We start from the raw sequence: 13,307 nt of genomic DNA on the forward strand, positions 1-13,307 counted from the left end.
CTCCTGGGGTCGGTGCCGTGAACCCAGCTAACCGACCACCCGAAATTGAGTCAAGCGACTGACTTAGTAAAGGTTGCCGGAGGGTGACGGCCGTGGCACACCACCGGGCACACCACCGGGCGCACTGACGGGTGACCGGGCGCGCCGCCCGTCAGGCCCGCCCGACGACCGGCGCGGTGAGCAACCCCGTGATGGCGTCGACCAGCCCCGTGGCAGTCTCCTCCCAGGAGGCGCGCGACGTGACGCCACCGTCGGCCAGCGCGCGCTCCCGCTCCGCGCAGACGTGCACCATCAGGGCGCTGACCATGTCGCAACGCTCCAGGCGCACCTCGTCGGGCAGGTCCGACAGGCAGCCGTGCAGCCCGTCGAGCGCCCGGCGCACCCCCGCCGTGGACAGCGCCTCCTCGGTCAGGATGTCCCGGAACGCCGGGTCGGTCGCCACCTGCGCGCCGAAGCGGGCGAACCACGTCGGGTCGCCCAGCGACGCCAGGTGCGAGGTGACCGGCAGGACCAGGCAGCCCACCCAGGTCCGCAGGTCCGTCGAGTCCCCCGCGGCCTCGACCAGCCCGGCGCGCACGTCCTCCACGCGCAGCGCGTGCCGGCGCACGATGGCGCGCACCAGGTCGGCCTTGGTGCCGAAGTGGTAACCGACCGCCGCGTTGTTGCCCTGCCCGGCGGCGGTGCTGATCTGGCGGTTGGACACCGCGTACAGGCCCTGCTCCGCGAACAGCCGCTCGGCCGTGTCCAGGATCTGCCGGCGGGTGGCGTCGACCTGCTCGGCCCGCGCGGTCCTGTCGACGTCGGTCGTCACGGTCACCACCGTACCGGCACGGTGCTCAGCCCCTCGGCCACCGGGCCGCGCACCCGCGCCGGCCCGTCCGGCGCGACGGCCGGGGTCGACCAGGAATGCCCGCGCGACAACAATTTCACCCAGACCCGCGACCCGGTGCCCGTCAGGTCCACTTCGGACGCACGGCCGAACTCCGCACCGCCCCGGCCGGCCGGGACCGTGCCGCACCTCGCGGTCGTGCCCGCCCGGCGCGGCCCGGCCCGCACCCGGGGCGCGACCGGCGCGGTCGGGTCGGGCATCGGGTGGCTCAGCAGCTCGTCGGACCCCACCGGTGGTCTCCTCCGCCTCGACGTGACCTGCGGCCAGTCAAACGACGCACCCGGAGTAAGTCAAGCGACTGATTTAAACTGTTGCCCCCCAAGGTCGTCGGCCTGCCCCGCCCGCCACGGCCCGGCACCCGCAGCCCCTCGCCCCCCGTGCCGCCGAAGTCCACAGTGGACACCTCGGCGCATTCGCCTCCCGCACCCGCGAACTCCACGCGGACCGGTCTACAGCAGATCGCCGATTCCGACCTCCGGCGCGGTGGCGGGGGTGTCGATGCGGGGGTGTCGATGCCGGTGGTCACCACCCGTGCACCGACACCCCCGCTCCCCGTCTCCGGACGCCTCTCCCGTGGACCTGCCTAGTTGGCGAAGAGCACGTCGACCCAAAAGTTCGGGCCGTAGTTGCCGTTCGTCGCGATCGTCGGGAAGCCCGCGCCGTTGCCGTACACCGACCCGACACCGCCGAGCTGCGGGGTGTTCACGGGGAACAGCCAACGGCTGGAGTAGGAGGGGTCGTGGGAGTAGTGGCCGTGGGGCGCGTAGTACGACACGATGTAGGTCGTGCCCGGTGTGACCGACACCGGCGTGGCGAAGGTCAGCGTCTGCCACCCGCTCGCCGTCTCACCGGAGAACGTGCCGGTCGCGAGCCGGGTCCCGGTCGTGGTCCACAGCGAGCCGGTGTGGGTGCCGGTGTTGCCCGCTCCCTTGTGGAACCGCACCCCGGTCACCTGCCCGTCGACCGCCGGGGTGAACCGCAGACCCAGTTCGTAGGGGTTGCCGTCCGCGGTCTCCGCGATCTGCGGTGTCTCCGAGGCGCTGAACACCGAGCACGGGCACGCCGCATCGCCGGTGGTGAACGACCAGGCGAGTTCCGCCGCGGTGTTCGCGCTCGGATCCCACGCCTCCACCGTCACCCGGTAGGCGTTGTCGCGGGACAAGGGCGCGACCGGGGTCCAGACCAGGGTCCTGCCGTCGTCGGCCGACGCCAGGTTCCCGCGCAGCGGGACACCCCACCGGGTCTCGACGCGGAACCTGGTGCCGGTCAGGCTGACGGCCTCGTCGAACGTCGCGGTGACCGGGCCGTCGAGGCCGACTCCCGTCGCCTCGTGCGCGGGGGTGTGGCCGGTGTTCACCGGGGCCGTCTGGTCGGCGTACGGCGTGAAGTCCACGTCGACCCAGAAGTTCCCGCTGTAGAAGTCGGTCGGGAACCCACCCGGGGTCGTCGAGTACCGGCCGTTCGCGTACGCGCCGGACGCCGTGTACAGCGGACCCGACACGACCGGGCTGCGCCGGTCGAAGTAGCCCGGGTCGTAGGAGTACACGCCGTCGGGCGAGGTGTAGGACGCCACGTAGACCGTGTTCGCCTTGATCACCAACGGCGGGTCGAGCGTCAGGCTCTGCCAGCCGGTCGCCGACTCGCCGGTGAACGTCCCCGTCGCCAGTCTGGTGCCGTGGTCGTTCCAGACCGACCCGGTGTGGGTGCCGGTGTTGCCCTCCCCCTTGTAGAACTTGATCGCGCTCACCACGCCGTTGTACGGGGAACCGAACCGCACCCCGAGCTCGCGGGCGTTGCGGGCGCTGCCCGACCGCACCTCCGGCACGATCGCCGTGCTGAACAGCGAGGCCGTCGCCAACTCCACCGCCTGCGTGGTGAACGCCCACGTCGCCGGGGTCGCGATCACGTTGCCGTTGACGTCGGTCACGCTCACCGAGACGGTGTAGTGCGTGCCGGGGGTGAACGCGCCGTTCGCCGTCCACGTCACCGACCTCAGGTCACCGGACCACACCGCCGTGCCCGCCAGCGCCGCGCCGCCGTCGTCGGTGATCCGGATGCGCGCCGACGTCGTGTCGATCGCCTCGCTGAAGCCCGCGCCCACCGAGCCGTCCAGCGCCACGTCGGCGGCGTCCGGCGCGGGCGTGCGGGTGTCCAGCGTCGGGCGGACGTGGTCGCCGTTGGTGCCGTTGCGGTACACCACGTCCACCCAGTAGTTCGACGCCTTGAACCCGGTGGTCGGGAACCCGCCGCCGTACTTGTAGACGCCGTTGGGCACCGCGAGGCTGTCGATCGCCGCCTGGATCTGGCCGTGGCCGACCGGCGTGGTCGAGCTGAAGAACCCCTGGTCGGCCGCGTAGTGCCCGTTCGGCGCGTGGTAGGACACGACGTAGTCGGTGTCGGCCGCCACCACCACGGGGGTGGCGAAGGTCAACGTCTGCCAGCCCACCGTGCTCTCGCCGGTGAACGTGCCGGTCGCGAGCCGGTCCCCGCTCGACGACCACAGCGTGCCGGTGTGCGTGCCGGTGTTGCCGACGCCCTTGTAGAACCGCACGCCCAGCACCTCGCCGCGACCGGTGAAGCGCACCCTCGTGCCGAGTTCCACGGCACCGGAGTCCTCGGCACTGGCCAGGGTGGGCGCGGCGAAGTCGTCCCAGATCGTGCACGGGCAGTCCGCCGGGCGCTGCGCACCCGTGGCGAAGGTCCAGGTGTAGGCCGTGGTCCGGTTGCCCGCCACGTCCTCCACCCGCACCGAGGCCGTGTAGGTGGTGCCGGGCGTGAGCGCGGCGTCCGGGGTGAGCGCGGCCGTGGTGCCGCCGCCGGTCACCGAGGTCTGCGCGGCGACCGCGCCGCCGGGACCGGTGAGCGTGAACTCCACCGCGGTCGGGTCCAGGACCTCGTCGTACCCGGCGGTCACCGACGGGGTCAGGCCCACGCTGCCCGCACCCGCCGGGGGAGTGGTGGAGAGCTGGTCGGGCGCGTGGGTGTCGGGACCCGCCTCCGGTGCCCACACCACGTCCACCCAGTAGTTGGCGTCGTTCGAGCTGAGGTCCGGGTAGCCCGCGCCGCCCCGGAACACGCCGTTGAAGCCGTCCGTGCCGGACCGCAGCCCGGTCAGCGGCTCCAGGTGGCGCGCCGAGGAGCCGAAGTACCCGGAGTCGAGCGCGAAGTGCCCGGTCGGGGACAGGTAGGACGCCACGTAGGTGGTGTCCGCCGCGACCGCCACCGGCGAGGAGAAGATCAGCGTCTGCCAGCCGGTCGCGGTCTCGCCGGCGAACGTGCCGGTCGCCAGCCGCTGCCCGGAGGTGGTCCACAGCGAGCCGGTGTGCGTGCCGGTGTTGCCCGCGCCCTTGTAGAACCGGACGCCGCGCACGTGACCCGCCACGCCCGAGCGCCACTTCACGCCCAGTTCGAGCGCCGAGGAGTCGGCGACGTCGGGGTTGGCCGGGACGTCGCCGTCGTTCCACAGGCCGCACGGGCACACCCGCGGCGCGACCGCCGGGCCGGCGGTGGTGATGCCGGTCTGGGTGTGCGTGGCGTCCACCGTGCGCGCGGACAGTTGCGCCGTGCCTGAGGCCTGCGGGGTGTAGCTGTGGCTCCACGTGGTCTGGCCGACCGTCCACGTGGCGTTCTGCCAGTGGACGCCGTTGTCCGAGGACACCTCGACCCCGGCGATCCCGGCGTCGTCGGACACCGTGCCGCCGAACGCGTACGGCGCGCCGACCGTGGCCCCCGCCGGGGTGTCGGTGATCGCGATGGACGGGGCGGCGTGCGCCACGGGCGGGACGGTCACGACGGGCACGACCGCGGCGAACACCGCGACCGCGAGCAGCCGGGCCCAGCCGGGTCTGGATCGGGTACCGGGCAATGACATGTGTTTCTCCCCTCGGGGCCTGACGGCCCAGGTTCCACGTCGGGGATCGGCCCGCCCGGAGTTCCCGTTACGGAATAGCCGGGTGCTCCTCCGGTATTCGGTCGAACGGTGCAACCGGCTCTGGAACCGCGTCCCCCGAACGCCCACCGGCCGCGTGGAGGCCTGCGCGCGATGCGGTGGCGCGATGGGCCGAACGATCCGGACAAAGAAGAGTTTTTGCAGGTCAAGACCCTTGCGGGCGAAAATGATTCCATTTCGCTCCGACTATGCGCGGATCGTGACGGAATTCTTTGCCCGCGTTTACTCCGAACGGGCCCGCGATGTTCTGGCAATCCCCCGCGAAAAGACCTCCACCGCGCGTCGACGGGTGCCCGGACCGGCCGACCGCACATTGTGCGGCGGACTCGTCCGAATGGCTTTCGCCGATCGGACGGGCCCGCCGCCACGCGGTCCCGGCCGTTGCGGGGACCCGCAGTGATCGCGACCCGGCGCGCTAGGACCGCTCGCCGGCCAGCGGGTGCCCGGCGAGCTGCCACTCCAGGACGCCGTCGGCCAGCCGCACCGCCCGGTACCCGCGCGAGTTCAACAGTCGGACCGCGTCGTGGGAGAACGCGCAGAACACGCCCCGGCAGTAGGCGACGACCTCCAGGTCGGCCGGCAGCTCGCCGAGCCGGGAGGCCAGCTCGTCCATCGGGATGGAGACCGCACCGGGGATGTGGCCGGCGTCGTACTCGGACTTGGGCCGCACGTCCACCACCACGGCCTGGCCGGTGCTCACCCGGCGCATCAGCTCGTCGCGGTCCACCTCCTCGGTGTCGTCCGGTCCGACGTGCCCGCGCCAGGCGCGGGCGACCTCGGCGGACCTGGTCGCGGCGACGGTGAGCAACTGCCCGTAGAGCGCGGCGACGTCGGTGCCGGCGATGCTGTGCCGGACCGTGGTGCCGTCGCGCGAGGTGGTGAGCAGGCCCGCCTGCTTGAGCGTCTGGAGGTGCGCCGAGGTCGTGGTCACGTTGAGCCGGGCGGCGCGGGCCAGCTCCACGACCCCTCGTGGCCGCTGCACCAGCAGCTCGATCAGTTCGAGGCGCTTGCCGTTGCCCAGGGCCTTCGCGACGTGCGCCAGCAGCTCGAACAAGGCGGGCCTGGAGCCGTCATCGGTCATCCGGCATCACACTCCACTGTTCTCAGGATCTGTGGAATACGGTAATTTCAGGGCGGCGGGACTTCAAGGTGGCTTCAACTGGGAGGGGCGACCGTGGGTCGGCGGGACGTGGAGGCGCGGCGCGCACGCGCGGCGGCCCCCGCCGCGTGGTCGCCGCCGAAGTGGTCGGGACGCCGGCACCGGGCGCGGGCCGGCGCGCGGCGCGGCCCGCCCGGCTGACGGGAAGGGGTGGCGACACCGCCTCGCGCGGCCGGCCGGTGCGCCGGGAATGCGCGGCGCGGGCTTCGCGGGTGTCCCGCGCGGGGTTCGTCGACCGCCGGCCCGGTGGGCTGCGCGCCGACCGCCGGACAATCCGCGGAAAGCGCCCGGTCGCCGTATCGAACTGCTCCACGCGCCCTAGTTCCCACGTATTCGTCGGTGCGCATTAATTATCTCCGCTGCTTTGCCGGGTGGGCCCGACAAGACTGGGCGACACCGCAGTGACGTAGTACCTCGGACACCGATCGACCTTGCTTTCCGTGGTGCTTTGGCTACTCTTGGGTGGCCGCCCCGTGCGTTACGGCGAGGGCCCGCCGCCGGGTCGTGGAACTGGCGCGCCGATCCTTCGCCGAACGTTTTCGGGGTGCGCTGCTGACTGCGCCGGCTAGGGGGACCGAATTGCTCCGCTGTGTCGAGTACTCATTACCCGGGAGCGCCGGACAACTTTCGGCGGAGTCCGGGGAGACTATTGAACTGTGGCTCGAAGGTCAATCCTCGGCGATCGTTCCGGTGGCCGCGCTGCGCCCGTCGGATTCTCCCCGGCTGGCCGGTGAGGATTGCGAGCACGCCCGCGTCCTGGCCGAGACCGACGCGGTGCTGCCCCCGGTCCTGGTGCACCGGCCCACGATGCGGGTCATCGACGGGATGCACCGGCTCCAAGCGGCGGTCCTGCGCGGCGAGGAGAGCATCAGGGTGCGGTTCTTCGACGGCGACGCGGCCGACGCGTTCGTGCTCGGGGTGCGGGCCAACGTCGACCACGGGATGCCGCTGACGCTGCCCGACCGGCGCGCCGCCGCCCTGCGCATCATCACCTCGCACCCGCAGTGGTCCGACCGGGCGATCGCCTCCGCCACCGGTCTGGCCGCCAAGACCGTGTGCGCGATCCGCACCTGCGCAAGTGGTGACGATCCGCAGTCGCTCAGCAGGGTCGGCCGGGACGGTCGGACCCGGCCGCTCAACAGCGCCGACGGCCGGCTGCGGGCCAGCGCCCTGCTGCGCGAGAAACCGGCGACCTCGCTGCGCCAGATCGCGGTGCAGGCGGGCGTCTCGCTGGGCACGGTGCGTGACGTGCGGGACCGGTTGGCCCGGGGCGACGACCCGGTGCCGCCCCGGCAGCGCCGGGCCCTGCGGGCGGCGGAGGCGAAGCCGTCGCCCGCACCGGGCCGGTGCGCCGACCGCGTGGAGGAGCAGCGCACGCTGCTGGTGCAGCTCAAGCGCGACCCGTCGTTGCGGTTCACCGAGACCGGCCGGTCGCTGATCCGGCTGCTCAGCGCGCAACTGCTCGACGAGCTCGGCCGCAAGCAGGTGCTGGACTCGGTGCCCGCGCACTGCCGGGGCATCGTCGCCGAGCTCGCGCAGTCCTACGCCGAGATGTGGAACGAGCTGGCGATGTGGCTGGACCGGGGCGTGCCCGCCGAATCCTGACGCGCCGAATCCTGACGCGCCGAATCCTGACGCGCCGAATCCTGACGCGCCGGGTCCGGGCGGTACCGGGCGGGGGAGGTCACGGGCGGTGAGGGCTCGCCGGGCCGGCGAGCCCTCCCGACCGGTCATGCCGCCGGCCCGGCCAGCAGCTCGGCGACGATCTTCGCGACGTGCTCGGGCGGCGGCATCGTCGGGTGGTGCGAGGTGGTGCGCATCCCGACGTCGAAGCTGTCGTGCCACACCGGTTCGGGCACGTGGCCGCCGTCCGCGCGGATCTGCTCGACGTTGCGCCGCACGGCCGGCTTGCGCCACATCGACCCGCCCATCGACGGGAAGTACACGACCGGGAAGGTGGCGGCCAGGATCACCGTGGTCAACCGGTTGGGTGCCGCGCCGGTCGCGGCGGCGGCCAGCACGTTCGCGGTGGCCGGCAGGACGACCAGGACGTCGTGGTCGGCGACCAGCCGGGACGGTTTGTCGGTGGGCCAGTCCTCGGGCCGTTCACCGCTGATGACCCGTTCCGCGTGGATCGCCGCCGTCGCGGGTGACAGGAAAGCCGTCGCGGTGTGCGTCATCAACAGGGTGATCGTGCCGCCGAGCCGGTCGCGCAGCGCGGTCAGGTGGGCGGGCAGGTTCGTCACCGCGACGGAACCGGTGACGCCGACCAGCACGCGCGGTCCGGAGGGCTTTTCGGTGTTTTCGATCATAAGTGCATGGTGCCCCCGGCCGGGGCGGGTATCAACGAACGCCCGACCACCGGTCGCGCATTTGCGCGGGATGGTGTCCGGTTGACAAGGATCTCGCGGGACTGCTGTCATCCAGGGGTCGGCAACAGCCTGCCGGGATGAATTTCCGCGCCGCGTCATCCGCTGCGGCTGTGCCCTGCTGTGCTTCGCCGCACTCCAGGAAAGGAAGGGCAAGTGGGCGACCCGTATTCGTCTTTAATGACGTTCCTGAATGGCCGGGCGGAACCCGGGAGCACGCCGGTCCGGAACCGCGAACCGTTTCCGCTGACCGATATCCAGCACGCCCAGGTGATCGGCCGGCACCGCGGGATCGAATTGGGCGGCGCCGCCGGTCACGTCTACCTCGAAATCGAGGGCCCGACCCTCGACGTCGCCCGGCTGGCCGCCGCCCTCCGCCAGGTGGTGGCCCGCCACGACATGTTGCGCGCGGTGACCACGCCGGATGGCGCACAGCGGGTCCTCGACGAGGTGCCCGCCTACTCCATCGAGGTCGTCGACCTGCGCGACCGGTCCGCGGACGACCGGCGCACCGCGCTGGAGGCGATCCGGTCCGCGCTGTCCGACGAGGTGCGGCCGACCGACCGGTGGCCGCTGTTCGACGTCCGGGCCTCGCTGCCCGCGCCGGACCGCACCCGCCTGCACCTGAGCTTCGACCTGCTCTTCGTCGACCTGCGCGGGCTGTTCGCGGTGCTGGCCGAGTGGCGGCGCGCCTACGACGAGCCGGACCTGGTCCCCGAGCCGGTCGGCACGTCGTTCCGGGACTACGTGCTGCGCCAAGCCGAACTCGCCGACGGCGAGCAGGGGCGGCGGGCCCGGGAGTACTGGACCTCCCGCCTGGCCGAGCTGCCCCTCGGCCCCGACCTGCCGCTGGCGACCTCGCCCGAACTGCTCGGCCGCCCCGTGTTCCGCCGGCTGGAGACGCGGCTGACCGGCGACCGGTGGACCCGGCTCCGGGAGGCCGCCGACCGCCACGACGTCCCGGTGGACACCGTCCTGCTGGCCGCCTACTGCGAGGTGGTGCGCAAGTGGTCGCGCCGGTCGGACTTCACCGTGGCCCGGACCGTCCTGGACCCGCTGCCCCTGCACCCCCGGATCGGCGAGGTCGTGGGCGACTTCCTGTCGCTGGGCCTGCCCACCTCCCGGGCCGGGGACGGGGAGACGTTCGCCGGCCGCGTGCGCGCCCTGGCCGACCTGCTGCGAGCGGACGCGGAGCACGCCGCGTTCAGCGGCATCCGCGTGCTCCGCGAACTCACCCGCGCCAGGGGCGACGGCCGCGCGGTCGGGATGCCCGTGGTGTTCACCAGCACCCTGGGGGCTGACCCGGGCGGTGCCGCGCTGGAGCTGTTCGGCGAGGTCGTGCACTTCGCCTCGCAGACCCCGCAGGTCTGGTTGGAGAACCAGGTCCGCGAACGGGCGGACGGCCTGGTGGTGGGCTGGAACGCCGTCGAGGGCCTGTTCCCGGCCGGTGTCCTCGAAGACATGTTCGACGCCTACGCGGGCCTGCTGGACCGGCTCGGCGCGGAGGAGTCGACGTGGCAGGACACCGGCGGCCTGGTGCCGCTGCCGGTGCACCAGCGCATCGAGCGCGACCGCGCCAACGACACCGCCGCCGACCTGCCCGCGGTGCTGCTGCACGACCTCGTCGGCGACGCCGCGCGGCGGCGGCCCGACGCGGTGGCCATCATCGCCGACGGCGCGGAGGTCACCTTCGGCCGGCTCGTCGAGGACGCCCACCGGCTCGCGCACCGGCTGCGCGAGCGCGGCCACGGCGTGCCGAACACGCTCGTCGCGGTCTCCATGCGGCCGGGTGCCGCGCTGTTCTCCGCGTTGCTGGGCGTGCTGCACGCCGGTGCCGCCTACGTCTCCATCGACCCCGAGCTGCCCGAGCAGCGCCGGCACCGGCTGCTCGCGCGGTGCGCGGCCAAGGCCGTGATCACCGACGCGGCCACCCGTGACGCGTTGGCCTGGCCCGACGACGTGGAGGTGATCACGCCCGAGGACGAGGCCACGCGCGCCTGCCCGACTGATCGCCCGGCGGGCGCGCAGCGACCCGACGACCTGGCGTACGTGATCTTCACCTCCGGCTCCACCGGGGAGCCCAAGGGGGTGATGATCTCCCACCGCTCGGCCGGCAACACCGTGCAGGACGTCAACCGGCGCTTCGAGGTCGGCCCGTCCGACCGGGTGCTGGCGCTCGCGCCCACCGGGTTCGACCTGTCGGTCTACGACGTCTTCGGCGTGCTGGGCGCGGGCGGTGCGGTGGTCGTGCCCGAGGCCGGGCGCGGCGGCGACGTCGCGCACTGGACCGAGCTGGTCGACCGGCACGGGGTCACCCTGTGGAACAGCGTGCCCGCCCCGATGCGGCTGTGGGTCGACTCGCTGGCCGAGCGGCCCGGCGCGGCGGGCGCGAGCGTCCGGCTGGCGCTGCTCAGCGGCGACTGGATCCCGGTCACGCTGCCCGGCCGGCTGGCCGAGCGGCTGCCCGGCCTGGCGGTGATCAGCCTCGGCGGGGCCACCGAGGGCTCGATCTGGTCCATCCACCACCCGATCGGCGAGGTCTCGCCGGACTGGGCGAGCATCCCGTACGGCAAGCCGCTGGCCAACCAGACCATGCACGTCCTGGACGAGCGCCTGGAACCGTGCCCGGTCTGGAGCACCGGCGAGATCCACATCGGCGGGGTCGGCGTCGCGGCGGGCTACTGGGCCGACCCGGAGCGCACCGCCGAGCGGTTCTTCACCCACCCGGTCACCGGCGAGCGGCTCTACCGGACCGGCGACCTCGGCCGGTACCTGCCCGGCGGTGACATCGAGATCCTGGGGCGCACCGACTTCCAGGTCAAGATCAACGGCTACCGGGTCGAGCTCGGCGAGATCGAGGCCGCGCTGGGCAAGCAGCCCGGCGTCGCGCACGCCCTGGTCGCCGCGCCCGTGCACCCGCGCAGCGGCCAGCGGCAGCTCGCCGCCTACGTGGTGGCCGACGGCACGGCGGACCCGGCGCTGCTGCGCAAGGCGCTCGCCGAGGTGCTGCCCGGCTACATGGTGCCCACCCACTACCTCGCGGTCGACTCCTTCCCGATGACCCCCAACGGGAAGATCGACCACGGCGCGCTGCCCACCCCGTGGCACGAGGGCGCGGAGGCCGACCAGCGCGCCGAACCGCGCGACGACGTCGAGCAGCGCCTCCTGCGGATCTGGTGCGACCAGCTCGGGCACGAGGACTTCGGCGTGGAGGACGGCTTCTTCGACGTCGGCGGCGACTCGCTGCACGCGGTCGGCATCATCGGCAAGCTCCGCGCGGAGTTCGCCATCGACTCGGCCGGCGAGCAGAAGGTCGTCGAGGGCCTGTTCACCAACTCCAGCATCGCCGAGTTCGGCGACCTGATCCGCTCGCTGGCCGGGGTGCGGGCATGACCGACGAGCGGTGGGACGTGGTCGTGGTGGGCGCGGGGTCGGCGGGCGTCGTGGTGGCCGCCCGCGCCGCCGCCCGCGGCCACCGCGTCCTGCTCCTCGAAGCCGGCGCGGACCAGCCGGTGTCGCGGGACGAGCCGAACCCGGTGCGCGACGGCACCCGGCTGATCCTCGACGGGTTCAACTGGGACCACCGGGCGAACCTGCGCGGGCCGGGCGCGACCCGCTCCCGCGCCCTGTGGACCCGCTTCCCCTACCGGCTGGGCAAGGTCGTGGGCGGTTCGTCGTCGGTCAACGGCGCGGTCGCGATGCGCGCCCTGCCCGCCGACTTCGACGCGTGGGTCAAGCAGGGCAACCCGGACTGGTCGTGGGAGCACGTGCTGCCCTACTTCCGGAAGGTGGAGGACGACGCCGACTTCCGGGGCGGCGACCACGGCAACCACGGGCCGATCCCCATCCGCCGGCCCCGCCGGGACGCGCTGCACGAGCTCGACCGGGCGTTCTGGGACGAGTGCGAGCGGATGGGCGTGCCGACCCTCGACGACCTCAACGGCGGCGTGGAGCACGGCGTGGGCGCGGTGCCCGCCAACGCCGTCGACGGCGAGCGGATGGACGTCACCGCCACCTACCTGGCGGCGGTGCGCCACCTGTCCAACCTGGAGCTGCGACCGCACAGCCAGGTGCGCCGGGTGCTGCTCGACGGGCGGCGCGCGACCGGCGTCGAGGTCGAGCGGGACGGCGAGGTCACCACCGTGCTCGCCGGCGAGGTCGTGCTCAGCGCGGGCGCGATCGGCTCGCCGCTGGTGCTCCAGCGCTCCGGCATCGGACCGCGCGACGTGGTCGAGGCGCTGGGCGTGCGGTGCGTCGCCGACCTGCCGGGCGTGGGGGAGAACCTGGTCGACCACCCGTCGGTGGTGATGTGGGCCAAGCCCCGCGACGGCCTGTGCCGGCCCGGGGTGCCGTGGCGGCAGGTCGCGGCGCGGGTGCCCAGCGGCCTGGACGACGACGTCGACCTCCAGATCTGGTTGCTCAACAACGTGGAGCGCTCCACCATCCCCGGCTTCGCCGACCGGCTCGGCTGGGACATGGTGGTCGGCATCTCGGTGATGCTGCTGCGCCCGGAGTCGCGCGGCCGGGTCTACGCCGACCCGGCCGGCGGCGCGGTGATCGAACTCGGTTTCGGCTCGGTGGACGCCGACGTGGAGCGGCTGGCGCGGGGCGTGCGCAAGGCGTGGCGCGTCCTGCGGTCGCCGGTGTTCGCCGACCGCCTGGAGGAGGTCCAGGCGTGGACCGACGCGGTGGTGGCCGACGACGACCTGCTGCGCCGCGCGGTGCGCAACGTGGTGAGCCCCGGCTGGCACCCGATCGGCTCCAACCGGATGGGTGCCGCGGACGACCCGGCCGCCGTCGTGGACCAGCGGTGCCGGGTGCGCGGGTTCGCGGGCCTGCGGGTGGTGGACGCCTCGGTGTTCCCCACCATGCCGGGCGCGCCCACCAACCTGACCACGATCATGCTCGCCGAGCGGATCGCACCGGGCGTGGGTGAGTGAG

The 13,307-nt window shown here is 73.2% G+C and carries 8 protein-coding genes; 3 read left to right on the forward strand and 5 right to left on the reverse strand.

Annotation, left to right across the window (positions count from 1 at the left end):
• Positions 1 to 151: 151 nt before the first annotated feature.
• The 4 genes from AB0G01_RS25205 to AB0G01_RS25220 form a co-directional block, all read right to left on the reverse strand.
• Positions 152 to 811: a TetR family transcriptional regulator gene (locus AB0G01_RS25205; protein WP_360949552.1), complete on the reverse strand. Its 660-nt coding sequence runs from the start codon at positions 809 to 811 to the stop codon at positions 152 to 154.
• Between the two features lie 2 nt (positions 812 to 813).
• The gene (locus tag AB0G01_RS25210; RefSeq protein ID WP_360949555.1) at positions 814 to 1,119 is read right to left on the reverse strand and encodes a hypothetical protein; all 306 of its coding nucleotides are present in this window, start codon (positions 1,117 to 1,119) and stop codon (positions 814 to 816) included.
• A 353-nt stretch (positions 1,120 to 1,472) separates the two neighbouring features.
• A complete protein-coding gene (locus tag AB0G01_RS25215; protein WP_360949558.1) occupies positions 1,473 to 4,760 on the reverse strand; it encodes a DUF4082 domain-containing protein in 3,288 nt (1,095 codons plus the stop codon).
• A gap of 493 nt (positions 4,761 to 5,253) precedes the next feature.
• A complete protein-coding gene (locus AB0G01_RS25220) occupies positions 5,254 to 5,919 on the reverse strand; it encodes a metalloregulator ArsR/SmtB family transcription factor (RefSeq protein ID WP_360949561.1) in 666 nt (221 codons plus the stop codon).
• Positions 5,920 to 6,687: 768 nt separating this feature from the next.
• On the opposite strand from AB0G01_RS25220, the gene AB0G01_RS25225 reads away from it, so the two are divergent.
• Positions 6,688 to 7,602, forward strand: a complete 915-nt coding sequence (locus tag AB0G01_RS25225) for a ParB/RepB/Spo0J family partition protein (RefSeq protein WP_360949564.1) — start codon at positions 6,688 to 6,690, stop codon at positions 7,600 to 7,602.
• A gap of 125 nt (positions 7,603 to 7,727) precedes the next feature.
• Here the strand turns inward: AB0G01_RS25225 and AB0G01_RS25230 are convergent, their stop codons facing one another.
• A complete protein-coding gene (locus AB0G01_RS25230; protein WP_360949567.1) occupies positions 7,728 to 8,309 on the reverse strand; it encodes a flavoprotein in 582 nt (193 codons plus the stop codon).
• Between the two features lie 237 nt (positions 8,310 to 8,546).
• Between AB0G01_RS25230 and AB0G01_RS25235 the strand changes: the two genes are divergently transcribed.
• Positions 8,547 to 11,759, forward strand: a complete 3,213-nt coding sequence (locus AB0G01_RS25235; protein WP_360949570.1) for an amino acid adenylation domain-containing protein — start codon at positions 8,547 to 8,549, stop codon at positions 11,757 to 11,759.
• Positions 11,756 to 13,306, forward strand: a complete 1,551-nt coding sequence (locus AB0G01_RS25240; RefSeq protein WP_360949573.1) for a GMC family oxidoreductase — start codon at positions 11,756 to 11,758, stop codon at positions 13,304 to 13,306. Before AB0G01_RS25235 ends, AB0G01_RS25240 begins: the two co-directional genes overlap by 4 nt.
• Position 13,307 lies beyond the last annotated feature (1 nt).

The organism is Actinosynnema sp. NPDC023587, from assembly GCF_040640215.1.
Classification (GTDB): domain Bacteria; phylum Actinomycetota; class Actinomycetes; order Mycobacteriales; family Pseudonocardiaceae; genus Actinosynnema.

Excerpts from the sequence above, each read along its gene's own strand:
- AB0G01_RS25215 (WP_360949558.1), bottom strand. The coding sequence starts at position 4,760 with ATGTCATTGCCCGGTACCCGATCCAGACCCGGCTGGGCCCGGCTGCTC.
- AB0G01_RS25220 (WP_360949561.1), bottom strand. The coding sequence starts at position 5,919 with ATGACCGATGACGGCTCCAGGCCCGCCTTGTTCGAGCTGCTGGCGCAC.
- AB0G01_RS25230 (WP_360949567.1), bottom strand. The coding sequence starts at position 8,309 with ATGATCGAAAACACCGAAAAGCCCTCCGGACCGCGCGTGCTGGTCGGC.
- AB0G01_RS25235 (WP_360949570.1), top strand. The coding sequence starts at position 8,547 with ATGACGTTCCTGAATGGCCGGGCGGAACCCGGGAGCACGCCGGTCCGG.
- AB0G01_RS25240 (WP_360949573.1), top strand. The coding sequence starts at position 11,756 with ATGACCGACGAGCGGTGGGACGTGGTCGTGGTGGGCGCGGGGTCGGCG.